The organism is Catonella sp. (genome assembly GCF_052169795.1).
GTDB lineage: Bacteria > Bacillota > Clostridia > Lachnospirales > Lachnospiraceae > Catonella.
The window spans coordinates 24,409-48,734 of record NZ_JBQNBU010000010.1; the positions used below are offsets into that span (position 1 = coordinate 24,409).

The window sequence follows — 24,326 nt, forward strand, 5'->3', positions numbered from 1 at the left end:
ATCAATATATGAAACTGCCATCCCCTTGCTGAGGATGGCAGTTCTTTTATACTATTCCTTTAATAAAGTTTATTTCTTTCTTTAAGCTTTCCGGTATACTTCCTGTTTCTTTAAGGCATTTTCTTTCAAGCCCCTCATATCTCTGTAATTTTTGTTCCAGTTTAAACTGTTTCTGCTTAATCAGCTCCATGTAGGTCGGATTTTTAGACAATCTTTCAATTCCTTCCGCATCAGGAGGACAGAATTCAAACAGAATCTGTCTTGCAACCTTATTTAGTCTTGGCGAACCATTTCCTTCATATAATATATAAGTAATATAATCCTGTACAAACATTTCTTTAAAACTATTACGGCAACGCTGTAAACTAAGCTTTACTTTTTCCTTCATTTCAGGACTTAGGTTACTGTTTTTACGATAAAACTGTACATAATCACAGTAAAGACTTGTAAGTGACGGATCTGTTACATCATTCCATCTTGCTCCCTGTACCCTCTTACAAAGTTCCCAACGGAATTCCCCTGTCATTCTTATGATTGTATTCTGTAAATCTTCCATATGTAACACAGAAATAAACATTCTGCCTGGAGTAATCCTTACCTTTCCTTCTATCTCCTGCCACATTATACCTCTTACTCCGGCATTTGGCAAAAGGATGAAATCCGGAATCTTCTCTATATGTATATGCTCCCTGGCCATAACATCTCCATCGGATAAGGCAAGGGTTTCCCTATAAAATGCAGAATAATCCACACTTTTAACTACGTCTAAATTTCTCCTTATATTTCCTACCTTCACAATACAGTCTTTAACTTCTTTTAATATATTCCCCTCAATGAATACAGGGCAGAAAGTAGATACTCTTCCAAATGTAATCTTATTTGCTGTTTTAAAAATATTATCCAGTTCATAGTTTACCTTTGCCTCTCCATCTTCCAATAATGTTTCTGCCTCTTGAGGTGTAATCTTTTTGGCATTTTTTAATTCCCTTACATAATCCGAAAAATCTACATCAAATTCATTACGGCAAGGTTTCTTTTCGCCTCTGTAAATAGCCAAAAGCCAGTCATAAAAAGTATAAACTCCGGAAACAGACGGATCATTTGTCTTTAACTCTTCTGAGAGATTATATAATGTTTTTGTATGTTTCTTCCCCGCCAAATTCTCATCTATATAACCAAAATAAAGGAACATTCTTACTGCCGGAGGAATTTCTTTTTCCAAACTCTTAAAAAATACTTCTGAATAAATCTGATAAAATTCAGCTGTAATATCTCTTTTTAGAGCCATTGTCTCATCATCTATTGCATTTTTATCCGATAATGAATTAAGCTTGCCTATGTTGATTCTAAAAAGTCTTCGTTCAGCTCCTACTATTTCCGCAAAATCAAGGATAGTATCTAAGGACTCATATAACTCTTCCATAAAATCCGGTTCCGAGTTTTCCTGTACCTCATCTTCCTGTATTGAAGTATTATTCCTAAGCCTTTTTAGCTCTTCTGCACACTGCTTTATTCTTGCTCCTAAACTTCCCGAAGAATTCATTGGGAACTTAGCCGCCTCATAGACTATAATATTCATTTTATTTAAAAAATTATTCTTAATATTGGCATCGGCTTGGAATCTCTCAAATACAGCTAAAAGTTTGCTAAACAATCCTCCTTCTTCTTCCAAAAAATAATAGTTAAGGCATTTTTTTATAAACTGATATCTGTCTCCCATAAGCAATACAGATTTTCTTGCATCCAGACAGCCTTTCCTAAGCATTCCCACAGAAACATCCGGCTCAGCTATCAGAAGTTTATAATTTTCACCCGCATAAAGCCTGTTAAGTCCTTCATAATACCCGGACAGCCAGTAATCCGGTTCTTCATTATTAGTATAGGCTTCCAGCTCTTCAATACCTTGATTTCTTTTTAATTCAACACCTACATACTCTGCCAAATTAAGATAGATATTATAGCAGGCTTTAAGGCTGTCATAAATGGCATTACATCTTACCTGCTCAGTTCTGTATGCATATATGAGCTTTGTAATCTGTCTTATGCAGGAACGGATAAACATCCTTGCAATTTCCACATTTGATTTAAGTATTGAGCCTATAGCTTCAGCGCCTACTATAGGATACATGTATGTTTCTGTATCTTCTATTGCTACATATGTCAAAAAATGTACCTCTAAAAAAACTTCACAGATTCCAACTACATCTCCGGGGCCCAGTTCATAGCTTCCACCGGCTCCTTCTACCCTTACCCGTCCGCTTTTTATTATCCACATTTTATTGATGGACCTTCCCGCTGTAGCAATAACATCTCCTGCTTTTATAATAAATTCTGCCATATATTCTCCCTAAATCTGCTAATTAAACCTATCGTCAAGCCAGCATATAACTTTTCTCATTATCTCTTCTTTATTAGTTTCATTATGTAGTTCATGTCTGCCGTTTTTATCTATATATTCCTCAACATCAGCTATTCCTGCATTTTTTAACATTTCGGTAACCTTTTTTACACCCCTGCCATAATCACCCACAGGATCTTGTTCACCTGCAATCTGTAAAATTCTCATATCTTTTGGCAAACTTTCCGCCCACTCCTTTCTGCTTACAACAGTGAGGGCAGTAAGCATAGAATGATAACCCTTAGCAGAAAATTTAAAATTACACTTTGGGTCTTTATTATATTTTTCTACAATAGCCCTGTCGTGTGTGAGCCAGTCATTATTTGATTTTGCATCAGGAATTTTTTTAAGATAATCCGCAAAATTTAATTTTACCAAAAGCTTAGAAACATAACCTGTCTTATGTGTTCTTGCAAGAAAACCGGCTAAGGCTCTGCCAAAATTATTTTTTATTGACGGTCCTGCCGTACCGCTTATAATAAGTCCATCTATAGTATCCGGATAGCGTTCCGCATACCATCTTGCAAAAAAGCTTCCCATACTATGTCCATATAAAATTATAGGAAGCAGCGGATACCTTTCCGTCAAAATATCATTCATTTTCTTTAAATCAATTTCTATATGTTCTTCATCAAAAACACCATATTCTGATGGTTCTGAGCTGTTGCCATGTCCTAAATGGTCATTTCCTGCAAATATATATCCTCTGGCTGTCAAAAAATCTGCCACCCATTCATAGCGTTCCACATACTCACACATACCATGCGAAAGCTGAATCACCGCCTTACTTTTCACATTCTTGTCTGAATATATGTAAGCTGCTATCTTATGCTTTCCATCTGAAGAATCAAAGCTTATAATCTCTTTGTCCACGATAGCCTCCAATCTTTCCCATAAACCACCATAAGCATATTGCAAAGGCAAGACCTGCCTTTACAATATGCCGGGATATTTCTCTATATTAATCAAATTTAATTAATGCTGTAACTTCTTTTTTTCCTTAGCAGGTTTATTAGCTGCCTTGTTTTTCTTCTCGGCTTTCTTTTTTGCCTTTTCTTCCTTTTCTTCCTTACTATTCTTTACTTTATCAAGGTTTTTCTTAAGTCTGTCCTCAAGCTTATAAACTTCTCCCTTGTACCAAGAACTGCTCACTGTATCATAGGCATCATTCATTGCAGCCTTAATTTTTTCCCATCCTTCTGTAGAATATTTATTAACATCATACTTTGATAAAGTTTTATCAAGCACTGCCATAGCCCTCTTCATATCACCTGTAGAAATTTTTTCATATTCTACAAGTGTTTTATCAACCATTTCCTTTATGGCTGCATCTGTCTTATCAAACATCTCACCCACATAAAGAGTTTTATCTATGTCTTTCTTATAAGCTTTTAATTCTTTCTTAAGCCCCTTTATGCCGTCTTTATATCCTGATAATTTAAGCTGTCCATTAACATATGAATCAAGCTGTCTTTTAAGTATTCTCTTGATTACTTTTATATCATTATTGGTAAATACTGTATTGTAATCCGTTATTGCTCTAAGGCCTCTCAGTTCCATATCTCTTCCTTGATGAAGCTTAAAGGAAGCTGCATCTGCTTTCGCTAACTCTAAAATGTCATCAGCATTTTTTATGTCTGATAAAGCTTTTGAGTATCCTGCCTCCACAATCTGACCATAATACTCATTATAGTTAGCTCTATCTATTATTTTATAACCTTCATTTACTGCCTTATATACTTCTTTTTTAAGGTTTTTGAAATTAAATTTATATCCTGTCTTCAGTATATCATAACTTTCAATGGCTTTAAAGCACATCTGATAATCTTCAAGTTTACCGGTCGGCACAAGCCCCGGCATCTGTGTATCCGGATCAATGCCTTCTTTATAAAATTCCGTATCAAATTTAGCATTAGCGACAAATTCCCTAGCCTCTTTCTTAAGCTTAAAAGCTGCATCCAATACTTCTTGTGTATATTTAGTACGGTTCACCTCAAGGGCTGTGTAGAGGTTGTCAATAAGATCATTTGCTTTTGACTTAAGCATATTTTCACTATTTTCAATATGCTGTGCTTTAACTTTTGAACCCTTCTTACTATAAGGAATTGTCTTGTCTTCTTTTTTAGCTGTTTTTCCAACTAACTTAACTTTTATAACCTTTGAAATTTTATTCTTTCCATCTTCTTTAAGTCCTTTTGATGTAACCTTTACAAAAACTTCTCCTGCCTTCTTAGCAGTGAATTCACCGGTTGTCTTATCTATCTTAGCAAGTCTTGTATCTGTAACACTCCATTCTACTCCCTTAACTGCTACATCCTGATAGCCTGACTTACCTACAGCCTTTGCTCTAAACTTAAACTCCTTGCCAACCTTAACTTTATCAGTCTTATTTACAAATTGAACATCTGCTACAGCCGGCTTTACTGTAACCTCATATTTCTCTTCTATTCCATTAACTGTTTTAAGTGTAATGGTTGCCTTGCCGGGCTTTATACCTTTTACACCATAGTTTGAATAAGCCGCTGCAACTTCAGTATTACTGCTGGTTGCATAATATTCCTTAACTAAGGCCTCATCAGGAGTTACCTTAACAAATAACTCATCCATTTCACCTACAGAGATAACCTTCTTCGCCTTTAATATCTCAAGCTTATCAGGTAACACTTCTTCCTCAACATTAACAGATATTGTTTCCTCTCTGCTTCCGGCCTTAACAGTTATTGTAGTATGTCCTACACTTAGTCCCTTTACATATCCGTCTTCATTAACTGTAGCAACCTTTTCATCACTACTTGACCATTCTATCTTAGCCGTACTTGTACATGGTAAAAGCAATGTTTCTATAGCCAATTCATATCCCTTTGGTACAGTTAAAGTTTTACTTTTCACAAATATACGATCAACATTGTCTGAAGGACTCTCCTTCATTGCATATGCAGCTTTCACTGCCTCGTATGCATCTGCAATACCATAACCATACTGTTTTTCATCAAAATATTTTCCCTTAAGTACAGACTTTCCGGCTGTACCGCATATTATATTGTAAACCTGTCTTGGTGTAAGATCCTTATTTGCAGAAAGCACAAGAGATGCTATTCCTGCAACTACAGGTGAAGCCATTGAAGTTCCGGAGAATGCTACATACCTGTCTCCAGGTACTGTACTTGGTACAGAAGAACCGGGTGCTGATATATCTGAAGCAAATCCATAATTTGAAAAATACGAAGTCTGATTTTCCGAATCTGACGAGTTTACAGAAATAACTTCCTTAAAAACTGCAGGAGAACTGTCTTTGTCCGTATCATCATTACCTGATGCCACTACAAGGGTAATTCCCGCATCATAGGCAGCCTTAATAGCCTTGTGAATATTATCATCATAATTATATCCACCAAGGCTGATATTTACCACCTTAACTCCCTTTTCCTTAAAATATTCCATTGCCCTAATCATGTCCAAATCATTTATAGTACCATTATCATCCTGAACACCTGCCACATAAAGCTCTGCCATGTCATTATCAGGACCTGTCGCAATTCCACTGCCACCCTTGCCGTTTCCGTAGGTAGCAGCCATAATTCCCGAAACATGAGTTCCGTGCTCATCCGGATCTGCCACCGCTTTCTTAATCATCCCCTGATTTACCCGAACATATTCTTTTAAGTTCTGCTTAAGATCTTCATGCAATGCATCCACACCTGTATCCATTACACCAATCTTAGTCTTAGTATATCCTTTTTCCTTCAAAAGGTTCCAAGCTTTCATTACATTGACAGCATCAAACTGATACTGATAGTTAGCATTTTTTGTATCAAGCAAAGGATCATTCTTCACCTGTGCCATAGTCCCCGTAACAGAACCGAAAAAAAGTCCTGCACATAATGTTAAAGACAGTGCTGTTTTTAATTTTCTCATAATCTTCTCCTATATCTATTAAATATATGCACATATCCTACCATTTTTTGGTATTTTTGTCTATAAACAAGGAATTAAATTTATTTTACTTTTTATATACTATTTTATTTTTAAATTTTAATATTATCGTTTAATATCCTGATTTTATATCAAAAAGAAGAGACAGGGAAAATATTCCCTGCCCCACATACTTATTATGCAAGAAGTTTAAGTACTTCATTGCTCCTTGTTATAAACTTAGTCATAGCTTCCGGTGATAACGGTCTATTTGCTATTACTGCAAGGTCATAAAGCTGCTCACAGAACAGTTTAACCTTTTCATTATCAGCTTCTTCCTTATGCTCAAGTAAGTATTTTACAAGAGTATTATTACTGTTAAGCACAAGCACCTCACCTGCACCGAAAGGATTGTCTCCCATAGCCCCCATACCGTACTGTTTCATCATTTCCTGCATTCTGCGCATTTCCTCAGACACAGTAATCATAGAAGAAACATTTTCATTTTTAAGGCTTTCTACCTTAACCTCAAGTTTTTCTTTGTCAAGAGCCTTCTTAAAAAGTTCTGAAAGACTATCTGTCATGGTTTTAAGTTCTTCCTCAGGAATCTCATTCTTAGCCATTGCATTTACCTTTGAATCAATGCGTTCAAACTTAAGATCATCATTTTTCATCTCAAGTGCATTCATAAAAGGCTGATCTATTCTATGAGAAAGCACAACAGCATTAAGTCCGTTTTCTTTGAACATATTGATGTACTGGCTCTGCTCCCTCACATCTGTTACATAGTAAATTATCTTCTTAGGCTTATCAGGCTCTATCTCAGCATCCTCTTTATTTTCTTCTTCGGTCTTTTCTTCTACTGTCTCTTCCTTTTCAGGCTCTATAGTCTTTACATAGTCATCGAAGGTTACATACTTGTCATTTAAGTCCTTAAATAGGATGAATTCCTTCATTTTCTCTTCGAACTTATCATCCTTTAAGCAACCGTATTTAATAAATGGGCTGATATCATCCCAGTATTTCTCATAGTTTTCTCTATCAGTCTTGCAAAGTCCCGAAAGCTTTTCAGCTACCTTCTTTGTTATATAGTCTGATATTTTTTTCACAAATCCATCATTCTGCAAAGCACTTCTGGATACATTAAGTGGTAAATCAGGACAATCAATTACCCCCTTTAACAAGAGCAGAAACTCAGGAATAACTTCCTTAATATTGTCTGCAATAAATACCTGATTGTTGTAAAGCTTGATAGTTCCCTCAGCTGCCTCGTATTCATTGTTAATCTTAGGGAAGTAGAGGATGCCCTTAAGATTAAACGGATAGTCCATATTGAGGTGAATCCAGAAAAGAGGCTCTTTATAATCTCTGAACACCTTCCTATAGAATTCTTTATAATCCTCTTCTTTAACCTCATTCGGATGCTTTGTCCAAAGTGGGTGGATTTCATTTACAGGCTTTGGTTCTTCTTCCTTCTTCTCACCATCTTTGTCCTCTACTACCTCTGTTTTCTCGGTCTTAACCGCATTTGCATTGGTATAGTAGATTTCAACCGGCATAAATGAGCAGTATTTCTCTAAAATTTCCTTAACTCTGTATTCATTCGCAAATTCATAGCAATCATCATTTAAGTAAAGGGTAATCTTAGTTCCGCGTTCTGTCCTGTCACCATCTTCCATAGTAAAGTCAATACCCTCATCAGAAACCCAGTGTACAGCTTTTTCTCCCTCCTTGTAGGAAAGGGTATCTATGGTAACTCTTCTTGCTACCATGAAGGCTGAATAAAATCCAAGTCCAAAATGACCTATAATCTGCTCTTCACTTGCCTTATCCTTGTACTGTTCAAGGAAGCTCTGTGCTCCTGAAAAAGCTATCTGGTTGATATATGTCTTAACTTCATCAGCTGTCATACCTATACCGTTATCAATAATGGTAATAGTCTTAGCCTCGCTGTCAGTAATCACATCTACTCTGAATTTATTGTCAGCAGGAGCCTTCCACTCACCTATTCCGTCTAATTTCTTGAGTTTTGTTATCGCATCGCAGGCATTTGAAACAAGCTCTCTTAAAAATATATCATGGTCTGAATAGAGCCATTTCTTTATAATCGGAAATATATTTTCCGAAGTAATTGATAATGAACCTTTTTCCATATTTCCCATTTTATTCCTCCTTATTCAATAATAAAGCCGTATGATACACATCTACCATACGGCTATTATAATAATACTGAAAATGCTAATTGTCAAGATTTTATTAGCACTCTTTTTTATTGAGTGCTAATAAAATCTTGACAATTAACAGATATCTGAAAATACTTTCATTCTTTTATCTATATTGCATATTTTTATTATAATAATTATATAAATATATATAAACAACCGATAAAAATACCGGTTTTTCTTTCCATTTTCTTCATTTATATTGCAGATATTATCAAATTTTTGCTATTATAACAATAGTACATATTAATAATTAGATCTGAAAGGAGACTGATAATGAAAAAATCTATTTTCACTACCCCCCCCCTCATTTTTTTCCTTGCATTAGCCTTAACTTTCTCAAGCGTAATGTCTGTTTATGCAGCCGGCAGCCATTACTCTACAAAACCTGTAGACGGAATCACACAAGAGCAGCCATTTACAAAGGGTCTAGCCGATAGTAACAGTTATCGCATACCTGCTATGATTACAATTGATGAGGGTGAACATAAAGGGAGGATAGTTGCAGCTGCCGATGTGAGATGGAATACTACTTACGATGGTGGTGGTCTTGATACAATGGTAAGTTATTCGGATGATAACGGTATAAACTGGAACTATTCTCTTGTAAACTATATGGGAGATAACGGAAATACATATAACGGTAGTGATTCTACAACTTTTATAGACCCTTCTTTGGTTTATGATGGAAACAAGGTATGGATGCTTTGCGATTTGCTTCCATACGGCATTGCTTTAAACGGTAAAGATAATACTCATCCTACAAAAGAAACAGGATTTGATGATAACGGACATCTTTTGCTTAGCAATAACAACTACTCTAGTTATGATTACTATCTAAATTTTGAGGATTCAAAAATTTATAAAAAAGATGACAATACTCCTATGTCGAACTACACTGTAGACAAAAAATTTAATCTTACTAAGGTTGGTGATGACTCTGTAAATACAAACTTATTTTTTAAAGACTCACCTTTTAAATTACAGAGGACTGGTTATCTCTATCTTATAAGTTCAGAAGATGGTGGCAAAACTTTCTCTGATCCTATGTTACTTCCTCTAAAAAAAGATGATGAAAGAGTATGTCTCGTAGGACCAGGAAGAGGACTCTGTACAAAAAATGGTACTATAGTTTTCCCTTGCTATAGCCATACCAGTATCTCACCTGGAGTTGGGGTTGAAGAGAAAACATGCTTTATCTACTCTACTGATGGTGGAAGCACTTGGAAAAGAAGCAATAGTGCAACTACAACTACTAAAAGTTCAGAAAGTGCTTTGGTAGAACTGCCTAATGGTAATTTAAGGTTTTTCTACCGCCATCAAAATGATGTATTTCTTAGATATATAGATGCTGAACTTTCAGGTGATACTTACATTTGGAAACAAGAAGTTAAAACTGACATTAAAATAAATACTGCTACTCAAATGTCTGCAATGATTTATTCTGAACCAATAAACGGTAAGCCCGCTTTCTTATTAAGCTGTCCTACCGGAAAAGATGGACAAGGTTCTACCAGCCCATCTGGAGATTCCGGAAAAGATCGGGTAAATGGCAAAATATTATTAGGCCTCTTAAATGATGATACAAACAATACTATAGTTTGGCTTGAACCTTACAATGCAGTAGAAATAAACACCTGTTTTATGTACTCTTGTTTAACTGAACTAAAAAAAGAAGGTAATAACAAAAAGGCCGGAGATATAGCCCTGCTTTATGAAGATAAACAGAATGGCTGGGGAGCTAATAATAATACATATTTTACAATCAAATACACTACTTATAGCATAGCCGATATTGTGAAAAATAATCATATTGGAAGTTCTGCCCTTGATGAACAGCTAAAAAAAGCTGAACCTTTAGTTGCAAAAGAAGATACTTATACAACAAGTTCTCATCAAAGACTAAAAGATGCTGTAACTAAGGCTAAAAAGGGGAAAGCTGACAATGAAGAAAGAGCAGAACTTGACAAGTATGCAGCTGAAATATCCACCGCTATAAATGGCCTTAAAGAGAGAGCTAAAACAGATGAGGCCAAAACTATTTTTGAAAAAGCTACTAAAGAGATAGAAAAAAAAGATAAGTATACTACTGAAAGCTTGAAAATCCTATCTGACGCAACTACTTCTTTAAAAACTGTTATTGATGACAATTCTGATGTGGATGAATATAGCATGAAAGAGCTTATATCCAAAGTGAATGATGCTATAAGTAAATTGGTGTTTAAAAACAAATCGGAAGATAACAAAAATTCAAATAACAGTTCTGGCTACTACTATGGTTATAGCAGTCACTATGATTATAGCAATCACTATAATCCCATAGCACCTGTTCCATCTTCTGAAAATAAAACCGATAAAGCTGCAGATAAAAAAGAGGAAAATATCACCGAACCATCTACATCAAAAAAGTTGAAAGAAAATGATGAAAACTCTAAGCTTACTGATAAGACACCAACAGATACCGAAATTTCTAAAAACAAAAAAGACAATACAGCTAAAAAAATATTTACTTTACCTTCTAAAAATAATTTGATAACCCTTAAATCTGTGAGTGTTTTAGATAAAATTGCTACAAGAAAAATAGAACTTAAACAAAATAAAACAAATATAAATGTTTCCATTACATCGGAAGCTTTATCTAAACTTGTTGCTAGAAAATCTGTTTCATTTATCATCAAAGGCAAACATTTTAATGTAAGATTAAATGCTAAAAATATTCAAACACTTAACAAGCTTACTCATAAAAAATTTACTATAAAAGTTAATAAACAAAAAAATGGTAAGTTTAAGATTAAGATATCTATAGATGGTAAAATTTTAAGTACTAAAAAGATTGCAAACCTTAAAATCAAAGTGAATTAATTTTTTTATAAAAAATGTGTACAACTATCTGCTTCTTATGAGAGCTTTATGTTCAATTGTCAAGATGTTATTAGCACTCTTTTGTTGAATACTAATAACATCTTGATTTTTCTAACAAATACATATTACAGCCTGTCATATAAAAATTGAGCCTGCCAGCATATTAAAAACTATGGCTAAAGCTGTAAGAACTAACCCACGAATCACTCTTCTTTTTATCAATGCTTCACTCATACCGACACCTCCGCCTCATTTTATAAAATTTATTCTATTATTGTAAATGATTTTCAATCTCATTTATATTATATACTTTATTTATTAAAAATGCAAGAGATATCTATATAAGAAATTTCTGTATAAATTTCTGTTAAACGGGAATTTAAAATACTTTCCTTTTTAATATAAAAACAGGAGCAGACTCTACTGCTCCCGTCATTATTTTAACTTTATTTATTCTTCCTGTCCATCGTCTACTGTCTCAAGTTCTCCATCATTATAACTATCGGCATAATTCTGTTCTGCCGTATCAGGATTAATGCTATCTTCTACTACTATTTCATCATCCTCTTCATGATCACTATCTAACTTAACAGAACGATAGAACTTCATACCTGTACCTGCAGGAATAAGCTTACCTAAGATAACATTTTCCTTAAGTCCAATCAGCTTATCCACCTTGCCCCTAATAGCTGCATCAGTCAGAACCTTAGTTGTTTCCTGGAAAGATGCTGCTGAAAGGAAAGAATTGGTAGCAAGTGATGCCTTGGTGATACCAAGCATAATCCGCTCGCCTTCCACTTTCTCAAAGCCTTCATGCTCAAGCTGTTCATTAAGTTCCTCAAACTCAATTATATCAGCATATTCGCCTGTTAAGTAGTCTGAATCTCCACTCTCTGTTATCTTAATCTTTTTAAGCATCTGACGAACTATCATCTCAATATGCTTATCATTAATCTGAACACCCTGTAAACGATATACTCGCTGTACTTCTCGGATCATATAATCCTGTACTGCCCTTACTCCCTTGATGCTAAGAAGATCATGCGGATTGATACTACCTTCTGTAATTTCATCACCGGCTTCAATCTCATCACCTTCAGCCACTTTGATTCTGGAACCATAGTTGATAGGATATTTCTTCTCTTCACCATCAGAAGCAGTAACCACTACCTCACGCCTGCTCTTAGCATCCTGAATGCTGACTTTACCGGCAATTTCGGAAATAATAGCAAGACCCTTTGGCTTACGAGCCTCAAAAAGTTCCTCTACACGAGGAAGACCCTGTGTAATATCTCCACCCGCAACACCACCGGTATGGAAGGTTCTCATTGTAAGCTGTGTACCCGGCTCACCGATGGACTGTGCTGCTATGATTCCTACTGCTTCACCAACCTGTACAGGTTCTCCGGTAGCCATATTAGCACCATAGCACTTAGAGCAGATACCCACATGACTGCGGCAGGTAAGTACTGTACGGATTTTAATCTTAGCACTTAAACCGGCTTCCATTACAGCCTTTGTCTTCATTATTCTTGCAGCTCTTTTTGGTGTAATAATATGATTTGCCTTAACTATAATTTCACCGTTGTCATCATATATAGTTTCACAAGAATATCTGCCACTAATTCTCTCTTCAAGACTTTCTATCTCTTCTTTTCCATCCATAAAGGCCGAAACCCAAATTCCCGGAATTTCATTCTTTCCTGCCTGACAATCTGTCTCTCTTATAATAAGATCCTGAGAAACATCTACCAGCCTTCTTGTAAGGTATCCTGAATCGGCTGTACGAAGAGCAGTATCTGACAATCCCTTTCTCGCTCCATGTGCAGAAACGAAATACTCAAGAACATCAAGACCCTCACGGAAGTTTGACTTAATCGGAAGTTCGATAGTATGTCCCTTTGTATCCGCCATAAGACCACGCATACCTGCAAGCTGTTTAATCTGCTTATCAGAACCACGGGCTCCGGAATGTGCCATCATATAAATGTTATTATATTTATCAAGACCATTCATCAGCTTTGCAGCTATCTCATCATCTGCTTTTTTCCAAACATCAATAACTTCCTTATATCTTCCATACTCAGTAATCTGACCTCTTCTAAACCTCTTTGTGATTTCTTCAACCTTACTCTGTGCATCCTTGAGTATAAGAGGCTTTTCAGGAGGTACTGTCATATCTGAGACTGAAACTGTCATCGCAGCTATGGTTGAATACTTATATCCAAGGCTCTTTACAGCATCCATAACTTCAGCTGTTTTTGTTGCTCCAATATTAGCCATGCACTTCTCAAGTATCTGCTTAAGCTCCTTCTTCTTTACAAGGAAGTCAACCTCGAGTTTTAAGAAATTCTCATCAAGGCTTCTATCTACAAAACCTAAGTTCTGATCTATTACCTCGTTAAATATAAATCTTCCAAGTGTAGATTCAATCGTTCTCTGCTCTTTTTCTCCCTTGGAATTAACTCCTTCGCATCTTACCTTTATCTTAGCCTGTAATGTAATATATCCATTCTCATAAGCAAGCAGGGCTTCATTCATGTTCTTAAAGAACATCCCTTCACCCTTATCTCCCGGTTTTTCAAGAGTAAGATAGTAAATACCTAAAACCATATCCTGTGATGGAACAGCAACCACACCTCCATCAGACGGCTTTAAAAGGTTATTAGGTGAAAGTAGAAGGAAACGGCACTCTGCCTGAGCTTCAACAGAAAGAGGAAGATGTATAGCCATCTGGTCTCCATCAAAGTCAGCATTGAAAGCTGTACACACAAGCGGATGAAGCTTAATTGCCTTACCCTCTACAAGTACAGGTTCAAAAGCCTGAATACCAAGCCTGTGGAGTGTAGGAGCACGGTTAAGCATAACAGGATGATCCTTAATTACATCTTCAAGTACATCCCAAACCTGTGTTTCTACCCTCTCAACCATTTTCTTTGCAGCTTTAATATTATGTGCTATGCCTCTTGCCTCAAGCTCTTTCATAACAAATGGCTTGAAAAGCTCTATAGCCATTTCTTTTGGCACACCACATTGATATATCTTAAGATCCGGCCCTACTACGATAACTGAACGGCCTGAATAGTCTACACGCTTACCAAGTAAGTTCTGACGAAAACGCCCCTGCTTACCCTTAAGCATATCCGAAAGCGATTTAAGAGCCCTATTTCCGGGACCTGTAACAGGCTTACCACGGCGTCCGTTATCTATAAGAGCATCAACCGCCTCCTGAAGCATACGCTTTTCATTTCTAACAATAGTAATAGGTGCATTAATTTCAAGCAATTTTTTAAGACGGCTATTTCTATTTATTATTCTTCTGTAAAGATCGTTCATATCAGAAGTTGCAAATCTTCCTCCGTCCAGCTGAACCATAGGACGAAGATCCGGAGGAAGTACCGGAATTGCCTTAAGTATCATCCACTCAGGGCGGTTTCCTGACTCCCTAAAAGCTTCTATTACTGCTAATTCTTTAGCAGCCTTTATCATTTTTTGGCTCTTTGAATTGCCTGCTTTTTTCAATTCTTCTTTAAGGCGTTTTGATTCTTCATCAAGGTCAATATCTGCAAGAAGCTTATAAATTGCTTCAGCTCCCATTTCAGCCTTAAAAGTATTTCCATACTTTTCTTTAGCCTCTAAATATTCCTTTTCAGAAAGAATTGTCTTTTTATCAAGATCACTGCTTCCCTTCTCTGTTACTATATATGAAGCAAAGTAAAGTACTTTCTCAAGGCTTCTTGGAGGTATTGATAAAATAGTACCCATGCGACTTGGTATTCCTTTAAAATACCAAATATGAGAAACCGGTGCCGCAAGTTCAATATGCCCCATTCTTTCACGCCTTACAGTTGCCTTTGTAACTTCAACTCCACATTTGTCGCAGATTACACCTTTATACCTTATCTTCTTATACTTTCCGCAATTACACTCCCAGTCCTTGCTTGGTCCGAAAATCTTTTCACAGTAAAGACCATCCTTTTCAGGCTTGAGCGATCTATAATTAATTGTCTCAGGTTTTTTTACCTCTCCATGCGACCACTCTTTAATTTTTTCAGGTGAAGCCAGCCCTATCTTTATCGCATCATAAGTAATTGGCTGAACATTTTCTATGCTCATATCTGACATTTTCGCCGCTCCCTTCATAAGAAATTAAAAATCTTCGTTATCACTATTGTCATCATAGTCTAACTCTAAATCTTCACTGTCATAATAATCAGACTCATCATCTTCATCATTTTTTTCAATTCCATCCGGCATATCTTCTATAAATCCATCTTTTACTTCACTGTCAGTAAAAGTAAAGCTTTCATTTACATCATTCAATACAGCAAAGTCATCATTATTATAGTCAGGATTTTCCATCATTTTAATCTCATTGCCATCTTCATCAAGTACCGTAACATCAAGTGCAAGTGACTGAAGTTCCTTAAGAAGTACCTTGAATGACTCAGGTATTCCCGGTTCACTTATGTTCTCACCCTTAATAATAGCCTCATAGGTCTTAACACGCCCTACAACATCGTCAGATTTAATAGTAAGAATCTCCTGAAGAGTATAAGCAGCGCCATAAGCCTCCAAAGCCCAAACTTCCATCTCACCAAAACGCTGTCCACCAAACTGTGCCTTACCACCAAGTGGCTGCTGTGTTACAAGTGAGTAAGGTCCTGTTGAACGGGCATGAATTTTATCATCTACAAGATGGTGAAGTTTCAGATAATTCATAAATCCCACTGTAACAGGAGAGTCAAAATACTGTCCTGTTCTACCATCTTTCAGCCAAACCTTACCATCCCTACCTATCTTCACTCCCTGCCAGTCATTTCTAGAGTCAAGATGTGTAAGCAGATAGTCCATAACCTCATCACCTAAGTCTTCTCTATATTTCTTATCAAACTCATCCAGCGGCATATTCACATAGTCATTTGCAAGTTCAAGAGTATCTGCAATATCTTCCTCATTTGCACCGTCAAATATAGGAGTTGAAACCTTAACACCAAGCACTGTAGCTGCAAGACTTAAATGAATTTCAAGCACCTGACCGATGTTCATACGGGAAGGCACGCCAAGAGGATTAAGAACTATATCAAGAGGCCTTCCATTTGGAAGGAAAGGCATATCTTCAACAGGCAGGACTCTGGAAACTACACCCTTATTACCATGGCGTCCGGCCATCTTATCTCCAACCTGAATCTTTCTCTTCTGAGCAATATATACCCTTACACTCTCCTTAACTCCATGAGCCAGTTCATCATGGTTCGCTCTGGAAAATTTCTTAGCATCAACAATTATTCCATACTCTCCATGAGGTACACGAAGGGAAGTATCCCTGACTTCTCTCGCCTTTTCTCCAAAAATTGCACGGAGTAACTGATCTTCTGCTGTAAGTTCCGTTTCTCCCTTTGGAGTAACCTTACCTACAAGAATATCTCCTGCACGAACTTCTGCACCTATTCTTATTATTCCAGCATCATCAAGATCTTTAAGAACTTCCTCGCCTACTCCCGGCACATCTCTTGTAATTTCTTCATCACCGAGCTTTGTATCTCTAGCTTCACATTCATATTCTTCAATATGAATAGATGTATACACATCATCTCTTACAAGACGCTCTGAAAGAAGAACTGCATCCTCATAGTTATAACCTTCCCAAGTCATAAACCCAATAAGAGGACTCTTTCCAAGACCTATCTCACCGCCCTTAGTAGAAGGACCGTCAGCAATTACCTGCTTAGCCTCTACATGGTCACCTTTATTAACTATAGGACGCTGATTTATACAGGTACCCTGATTGCTTCTTGCAAACTTAAGCAAAGGATACTCCACTAATCTGTTATCTTCATCATTTCTTATAGTAATCCTGTCACCGCCGGCACTTTCAACTACACCTGCCTTCTCTGCAAGTACACATACACCTGAGTCAACTGCAACCTTGCCTTCCATTCCGGTTCCAACCACTGCTGAATCCGTAAAAAGAAGAGGAACTGCCTGACGCTGCATGTTAGAACCCATGAGTGCACGGTTCGCATCATCGTTCTGAAGGAAAGGAATCATAGCTGTAGCTGCTGAAAATACCATTTTAGGAGATACATCCATAAGCTCTACATTCTTCTTATCATAGGTAGATGTTTCATCCCTAAAACGACCTGATACTGAATTATTTATAAAATATCCGTTTTCATCAAGCGGTTCATTTGCCTGTGCAACTATAAACGGATCTTCCTCATCAGCAGTAAGATAAACCACCTCATCAGTTACTCGTGGATTTGCCGGATCAGTCTTATCAAGTTTTCTATAAGGTGCTTCGATAAAACCATATTCATTTATCCTTGCGTAACTCGCAAGAGAGTTGATAAGACCGATGTTCGGTCCTTCAGGAGTCTCAACAGGACACATTCTTCCATAGTGAGAATAATGTACATCTCGAACCTCAAATCCTGCTCTGTCTCTTGAAAGTCCTCCCGGACCGAGGGCTGAAAGCCTTCTCTTGTGAGTAAGTTCACCCAAAGGATTGTGCTGATCCATAAACTGTGAAAGCTGTGAACTTCCAAAAAATTCCTTAATTGCAGCTGTTACAGGCTTACAATTAATAAATTCCCCAGGAGTCACTGTATCTATAGTATCACTATTAATTAGAGAACTTAACTTATCTTTTACAGTCCTTTCCATTCTTGAAAGCCCTATACGATACTGATTCTGAAGCAACTCACCTACTGCTCGTATACGCCTGTTTCCAAGATGGTCAATATCATCCTCATGTCCTATACCGTGATCTAAATTAAACACATAGTTTATAGAAGCAAATATATCTTCTCTGGTTACATGTTTTGGAATAAGATCATTAATATGTTTTTTTATCTCAAGCTTAAATTCATCACTCGCATAATCACCGTTAGCAAGCTCCATAAGCCCCATAAGTGTTGGGTAATATACAAGTTCTGTAATTCCCAGTTCTTCTTTATTTAATTCAGGAAGATATGTACTCATATCAACCATAAGATTAGACATTACTTTTACATTTCTGTCTTCTCCCTGAATCCATACATAAGGAGCGGCTATATTCTGAAGCTTATCTGCAAGTTCCACTGTTATAACAGTACCCTTTTCTCCAACAACTTCACCTGTCAGCCTGTCAATCACATCTTCAGCCAATACCTTCTTAACTATACGGTTACGGAAAGCAAGCTTTTTATTGAACTTATAGCGTCCTACTTTTGCAAGGTCATATCTTTTAGAATCAAAAAGCATATTATTAATGTAACTATACGCATTTTCGATTACTAAAGGCTCACCCGGACGAAGTTTCTTATACAGTTCAAGAACTCCCTCATCAGAATTTGTAGATACATCTTTGGCGAGACTTGCCTGAAGCTTTGGCTCATCTCCAAACATATCTTCAATATCTTTATTAAGGCTCACTCCCAATGCCCTTATAAGCACTGTTATAGGAACCTTTCTGTTTCTATCTACCTTAACATAAAAAATATTATTTGAATCAGTTTCATATTCAAGCCATGCACCACGGTTAGGTATCACCTGTGCAGTACAAAGCTCTTTGCCTGTTTTATCATGAGAAATTCCATAATAAATGCCCGGCGAACGGACTAACTGACTTACAATTACTCGTTCTGCACCGTTTATGACAAAACTTCCGGTTTCCGTCATCCTTGGAAGCTCACCCAAAAAAACATTATCTTTTCTGTCAATAAGCTTATTTTCCTTAAGATCAACCAATTCTACCTCTACCTTAAGAGAATCTGAATAGGTACCATCTCTTTCTTTGCACACCTCGATTGTGCGATTCTCCTTCGGCTCAAGGGTAAATTTCCCGAATCTTAACCCATAGCGCCCGCTGTAATCAACAATCGTAGAGATATCGTCAAATACTTCTCTTAACCCGTCAGTAAGAAGCCATTTATATGAATTTTTCTGAACCTCAATGAGATTAGGCATTTCAAGAACTTCTTCCTGTCTGGCATAACTCATTCTTATCCCGTTTCCTGCTTTAATCGGACGAATTCTGTTTTTTTTCATTGACGTTTTCACCCCTTGATATTTTTTAATCATTTTACAAATACTTGCACTTTTAGTTTTTTTATGATATAATATTATTAGTACCCATAATAATCCTAATAGTGCATCTTTAATAATATCATTTTTTTTTCAAGGTGTCAAGCCTTGGATTTTTTATTTTAAATATACATACTTCAAAAAAATAAAACCCTGCCAACTGACTACTCATTTGGCAGGGCCTCTTTTTAATAATTTTTATTCACAAACATATGGTATGAGTGCTAAATGACGGGCACGCTTGATAGCTGTTGTCAAAATTCTCTGATGCTTAGCACTTGTTCCTGTAATTCTTCTAGGAAGAATCTTTCCTCTTTCAGAAATAAACTTCTTAAGCTTTGCTGCATCCTTGTAATCAAGATTATCCAACTCTTCCGGAGTCAAAGCACATACTTTCTTTCTTCTGTGCATTGGCCTTCTGCGTGGAAAATCACTTCTATCTTCTCTAGCACCCTTATTATCCTTATTGAATGGCATGCTTATTACCTCCTATAATTCATCAAATAAAACTATTAATCTCCAAACGGCAGATCCTTATCAAATTTAGGATTAATATTCATAAAATCATCTCCCGGAGCTGTCGGCTCTATTCTTTCACCGCCAGGCATATCCTGTGCATAGCCTGTACCTCCTGTTGAAGTATTCTTGCTTTCAGCAAACTCTATCTCTTCAACAATCACTTGCACACTATATACTTTCTGACCATCTTTATTTGTATAATTATCATTCTGAATACGGCCTGTAACTAATACTTTTGTACCTTGCTTCAGATATTTTTCTACGAATTCTCCCTGTTTCCCAAAGGCTGTGCAATTAAAGAAATCAGCTGTAACTGTATCTCCCTGCTTCTTAAACCTTCTGTCTACTGCCAGCGAAAATCTTGCAATGGCCATGTCCTGAGAGTATCTCATTTCAGGGTCTCTGGTAAGGCGACCCATCAAAATTACTTTGTTCATAAAGGAAAACCTCCTTCTTAAGATTATGCTTACTGTCTAACGCATAAAAATCTAAGAACGTTCTCCATAATACGGATACGGCTTTCTATCTCACCTGGTGCTGATGACTCAGACTCAAAATGGATGAAATAGTAGTAAGCTTCATTCATTTTCTGAATCTCGTAAGCAAGCTTCTTCTTTCCCCACTCTTCTACATCGGTGATATTGCCGCCAAAACGTGTCACAAGGCCTTTAACATCTTCTACTACTTTGTTTCTAGCCTCGTCTTCGATTTTTGCATTAACAACTAACGCTAATTCATATTTGTTCATAGTTGCTCTGCTCCTCCTTCTGGTCTTTTCCGGCCCTCTCTTTTGCTAGGACGAGTAGCATATAAAGGGCAAGGATATTTATTTTACATCACAAATAAATATTATAATATAAAAAAAATGATTTTGCAAGTACCAAAATCATTTTTTCAACCTATCGTATTTTCTTAATATTTTTTTCGACCTGTTTTCTAGGAAGCATCACCTGTCTTCCACATCCAAGACAACTGAGCCTTATGTCCATCCCGGTTCTCATCACCTTCCATTCATAAGAGCCGCAGGGGTGATTTTTTTTTAAGGTGACTATAGCATCAAGGTTTATTTCCATAATTACCTGTTTACCTGTCTGCTCATAAGTTCTTGATTAGTCGCAAAATTCAGTGCAGTCTGACTGTCAATAAGACCCTGAGTGTACAGTTCAAGAATACTGGAATCCATGGTTCTCATATCTTCCTTACCTGAAGCATAAATAACCGAATCAACCTGATGTATTTTATTATCCCTTATCATAGTCTTTATCGCACTGTTTACCTTCATTATTTCAAAAGCAGGAAGTAATTCATTATTTACTCCCGGGATGAGCTGTTGGGATACTACCGCCTGCAACACCATTGAAAGCTGTACTCTTATCTGCTGCTGCTGAGATGCAGGGAATACATCAATTACCCTGTCTATTGTATTAGCAGCACCTATAGTATGAAGTGTTGAAAGCACAAGATGTCCTGTTTCAGCTGCTGTCATAGCTATATCTATAGTTTCATAATCTCTCATTTCACCAACAAGAATTACATCCGGAGACTGACGCATTGCAGCCCTTAAAGCTGAAGAATAACTTTCACTGTCTATCTTAACTTCACGCTGGCTTACTATGCTCTTTTTATGCCTGTGGAGAAATTCAATAGGATCTTCAAGTGTCAGTATATGGCAGTTTCTCGTTTCATTAATCCTGTCTATGATATAAGAAATCGTTGTACTCTTTCCTGAACCTGCCGCTCCTGTTACTAACACAAGACCTTTATTAAGCTCTGAAAGTTTCATTATGCTTTCAGGAATTCTCATCTCCTTATAACCCGGAAGATCAAAATGAACAACTCGAATTACTGCACCAAAAGTTCCTCTCTGCCTGAAAACATTGCATCTGAATCGTCCTAAATTTGCAATTGAAAGAGAAAAGTCATCATCTCCCGTTGTCATAAAATGGCTCAAGCTTCTTCCTGCCTTGTCATAAATACTGGTAATTATCTGCTCTGTATCAACAGGCATCAGCTTATTTTCATCCATTCTCTTTATCGTACCATCCGATTTAAAAGAAACTGGCTGTCCTACAACAAGAAAAATATCTGATGCATCCTCTCTCACTGCCTGCTCAAGGATATTCATTAACTCCATTTTGAGTCCTCCCATATTAAAATTTAATCAGTAATTTCAAGCTCATATTCTAAATTATCAGATTTGGTTTTCGTGCTCCATCTATTGATAGCTGTTTTTCTTCCGATAATTCCTACTTCTACATTCAGGCTTTTCTCACCTTTTACCACACTGTATTTAACAAGCGTAGGAAACTCACCTTCATACTCTATGTCGCTTATCTCTACTTTAACATCACCGTCTGCTGTTGCATCCTTAAATTCTTTATACTCATTAAGCTTCTCTGCAATATCCTCACTCTTAACTACGATACCATCTATTTTCGCATAAACTCTCTCAGCTTCAGCATCCAACATATAATAATTTTCTATACCTTCTTTTGTCTTAAGCGAAAGTTTCTTTTCATTAAGAGATGACTGAATGGCAAGAACCGCAAATAATGACATAGCAACTACAAGTATTACCAGTATTACTAATGCGCCGCCTGTATTCATCCTATTCTTTATACCGTTTCTCATCATTTGCCACCTTTAATATATTTTGTACCATTTAGCTTAGCAATAGGAATATATTCACCCTTTACATCAGCTGCAAGAACCGTCGCTCCTATCTGCCTCAGCACTCCATTTACTTCGGGTTCATCCGTAAATTTCACATAAACCGCATACTTACTGTTGCTGTTTAAGCTGTCTGCCTTCCATTCCTTATCATAATATACCTCTACTGCATCTTTCTTTTCATCATAGCTTCCGCCAAGTTCCGCAGCAACTTCTCTTGGAGAAAGAGTCTTTGACAGTTCTATTGCTGATTCAGCCTTTATAAGTCCTTTGCTCAAATCATCTGCCTGTCTGCTCATTGTATTGGCTGAGGTAAAAAATCGAATTATAAATATACTGATGATAGTAAATAAGCCAATAGCAATAACAAGTTCCACAACAGGAAGCATGACTCCTGAACTCATTCCCGTTTCCCTTGTATTGTCCGTCTTAAATGTGTTCATTTTCCCTCCTAACAGCTCTTTATCTAATTGCTCCTAAGCTTCACATACAGAGTTTCACTGCTTCCATCATCATCAGTTGTTGCCAGCTTAACAAGACCATTACTTTCTGTAATTTCAAACGAATCTACACTCAATATGGCAAACCCGTCTTCCGGCTTAAACTCCATGCCCTTTGCACCTGTAATCTCGTAAAGCTTACCCTTATAAAAATAAACTGCAGTGTCAAAAATTTCTCCCTCAATATCCTCACTAAGAATAAGTGTCTTTATGCCATTTTTTTCTTCAATGGCAATCTTTCCCACTTCATCATACTGATTAATCTTAGTCTTCACATAAGAAAGAGAAGTCCTAAGTTCGAAACTGTCTAAGTTTCTTTCTGCTATATTTTTGTAAACAGAAGCCCCCACACTGCCAAGCATCATCGCCGAAATACCGAACATACAAATAACAGCCAACACGCAGACAGTATGTACAAGCCCCTTTTCTCTATTTGTATTTTCCATGTTACCTCTTCTCATATACCTCTATTGTAGGCATAATATTAGATGCAAATATATCGTAATGAATATAATATTTAGTCTTATCATAGCTGAGGTTGTAATTATCTTCCATATACTGTACATTAGGCGGATAAATTCCCTCTATCGCATAACATTCAACCGCTGTTCTGACCGCCGCCTCTCTGGTAAGTTTAATACCCTGCTCACTTCCCATGTTGCTTATGTAAAACACACCTACAATCAAAACTGCTGATATTATTCCTACGAAAAGAAGTGACTTTAATATTCCCTGCCTCTCAGCTCTTCTCGCCTTTACATCTACAAATTTTTTCATATTTTGCTCCTTAGCCTATTGACGCAATTACACTCATCAAAGGCATCATTACAGATATAAGCACAGCCCCTACTATAATCGACAAAACTACTACAAGGATAGTCTCTATTACTGAAGACAGAGAACTGAGCCTTGAATTTATATCCTCATCAAATCTGTTAACCAACTTAAAAAGTATAGTATCTCCCGAACCACTCATCCTGGCCACTCCAAACATTTTAGAATGAAGAGAATTAAGCAGACCCGTTTCCTTAAATGCATTCTCCGGCTTTTCATCAGCTTCAAGCAGGCTTATACATTTGTCAATCTTAGCTAAAGTTTTTTTATTTTCAACTACTTTAGAGGCATTTTTAACTGCCTCCGTCATCTCCACTCCACCTGCATTCATAACTGCAAGGG

At 36.8% G+C, this 24,326-nt stretch carries 17 protein-coding genes; 1 reads left to right on the forward strand and 16 read right to left on the reverse strand.

The window, feature by feature from the left end; genetic code table 11:
- Nucleotides 1-46: 46 nt before the first annotated feature.
- The 4 genes from ACTTKP_RS02785 to htpG all read right to left on the reverse strand — a co-directional run bounded on the left by ACTTKP_RS02785 (nucleotide 47) and on the right by htpG (nucleotide 8,472).
- Nucleotides 47-2,338, reverse strand: a complete 2,292-nt coding sequence (locus ACTTKP_RS02785; RefSeq protein ID WP_442552380.1) for a cyclic nucleotide-binding domain-containing protein — start codon at nucleotides 2,336-2,338, stop codon at nucleotides 47-49.
- An 18-nt stretch (nucleotides 2,339-2,356) separates the two neighbouring features.
- Nucleotides 2,357-3,271: an alpha/beta fold hydrolase gene (locus ACTTKP_RS02790; protein WP_442552381.1), complete on the reverse strand. Its 915-nt coding sequence runs from the start codon at nucleotides 3,269-3,271 to the stop codon at nucleotides 2,357-2,359.
- A gap of 102 nt (nucleotides 3,272-3,373) precedes the next feature.
- On the reverse strand, nucleotides 3,374-6,313 hold the full coding sequence (locus ACTTKP_RS02795) for a S8 family serine peptidase (RefSeq protein WP_442552382.1): 2,940 nt from the start codon (nucleotides 6,311-6,313) through the stop codon (nucleotides 3,374-3,376).
- Between the two features lie 194 nt (nucleotides 6,314-6,507).
- Complete coding sequence (htpG, locus tag ACTTKP_RS02800) at nucleotides 6,508-8,472, reverse strand: molecular chaperone HtpG (protein WP_442552383.1); 1,965 nt, start codon at nucleotides 8,470-8,472, stop codon at nucleotides 6,508-6,510.
- Between the two features lie 336 nt (nucleotides 8,473-8,808).
- Here htpG and ACTTKP_RS02805 point away from each other — a divergent pair, with 336 nt between their 5' ends.
- Nucleotides 8,809-11,394: an exo-alpha-sialidase gene (locus tag ACTTKP_RS02805; RefSeq protein ID WP_442552384.1), complete on the forward strand. Its 2,586-nt coding sequence runs from the start codon at nucleotides 8,809-8,811 to the stop codon at nucleotides 11,392-11,394.
- 450 nt (nucleotides 11,395-11,844) lie between these two features.
- On the opposite strand, the gene rpoC is transcribed toward ACTTKP_RS02805, so the two are convergent.
- The 12 genes from rpoC to ACTTKP_RS02865 form a co-directional block, all read right to left on the reverse strand.
- A complete protein-coding gene (rpoC, locus tag ACTTKP_RS02810) occupies nucleotides 11,845-15,519 on the reverse strand; it encodes a DNA-directed RNA polymerase subunit beta' (RefSeq protein ID WP_442552385.1) in 3,675 nt (1,224 codons plus the stop codon).
- A gap of 24 nt (nucleotides 15,520-15,543) precedes the next feature.
- A complete protein-coding gene (gene rpoB, locus ACTTKP_RS02815) occupies nucleotides 15,544-19,425 on the reverse strand; it encodes a DNA-directed RNA polymerase subunit beta (RefSeq protein ID WP_442552386.1) in 3,882 nt (1,293 codons plus the stop codon).
- Nucleotides 19,426-19,659: 234 nt separating this feature from the next.
- A complete protein-coding gene (rpsR, locus tag ACTTKP_RS02820; RefSeq protein WP_442552387.1) occupies nucleotides 19,660-19,938 on the reverse strand; it encodes a 30S ribosomal protein S18 in 279 nt (92 codons plus the stop codon).
- A 35-nt stretch (nucleotides 19,939-19,973) separates the two neighbouring features.
- Nucleotides 19,974-20,417 (reverse strand): single-stranded DNA-binding protein, encoded by a 444-nt coding sequence (locus tag ACTTKP_RS02825; RefSeq protein ID WP_442552388.1) that lies wholly within the window; start codon nucleotides 20,415-20,417, stop codon nucleotides 19,974-19,976.
- A 29-nt stretch (nucleotides 20,418-20,446) separates the two neighbouring features.
- Nucleotides 20,447-20,728 carry a 30S ribosomal protein S6 gene (rpsF, locus tag ACTTKP_RS02830; protein WP_442552389.1) on the reverse strand — a complete coding sequence of 94 codons (282 nt, stop codon included), beginning with the start codon at nucleotides 20,726-20,728 and terminating at the stop codon, nucleotides 20,447-20,449.
- Between the two features lie 151 nt (nucleotides 20,729-20,879).
- Entirely contained in the window at nucleotides 20,880-21,053 is a 174-nt protein-coding gene (locus ACTTKP_RS02835; protein ID WP_442552390.1) for a DUF951 domain-containing protein, read from the reverse strand.
- Nucleotides 21,054-21,055: 2 nt separating this feature from the next.
- Nucleotides 21,056-22,114 (reverse strand): type IV pilus twitching motility protein PilT, encoded by a 1,059-nt coding sequence (locus ACTTKP_RS02840; RefSeq protein ID WP_442552391.1) that lies wholly within the window; start codon nucleotides 22,112-22,114, stop codon nucleotides 21,056-21,058.
- Between the two features lie 23 nt (nucleotides 22,115-22,137).
- Nucleotides 22,138-22,611: a pilus assembly PilX N-terminal domain-containing protein gene (locus ACTTKP_RS02845; RefSeq protein WP_442552392.1), complete on the reverse strand. Its 474-nt coding sequence runs from the start codon at nucleotides 22,609-22,611 to the stop codon at nucleotides 22,138-22,140.
- Nucleotides 22,611-23,093, reverse strand: coding sequence for a hypothetical protein (locus tag ACTTKP_RS02850; RefSeq protein WP_442552393.1), 483 nt, complete (start codon nucleotides 23,091-23,093; stop codon nucleotides 22,611-22,613). Before ACTTKP_RS02850 ends, ACTTKP_RS02845 begins: the two co-directional genes overlap by 1 nt.
- Before the next feature lie 23 nt (nucleotides 23,094-23,116).
- Nucleotides 23,117-23,596, reverse strand: coding sequence for a DUF4860 domain-containing protein (locus ACTTKP_RS02855; RefSeq protein ID WP_442552394.1), 480 nt, complete (start codon nucleotides 23,594-23,596; stop codon nucleotides 23,117-23,119).
- A 1-nt stretch (nucleotide 23,597) separates the two neighbouring features.
- Entirely contained in the window at nucleotides 23,598-23,927 is a 330-nt protein-coding gene (locus ACTTKP_RS02860) for a hypothetical protein (protein WP_442552395.1), read from the reverse strand.
- 10 nt (nucleotides 23,928-23,937) lie between these two features.
- A partial coding sequence (locus ACTTKP_RS02865; RefSeq protein ID WP_442552396.1) for a type II secretion system F family protein occupies nucleotides 23,938-24,326 on the reverse strand: 389 nt, incomplete at its 5' end.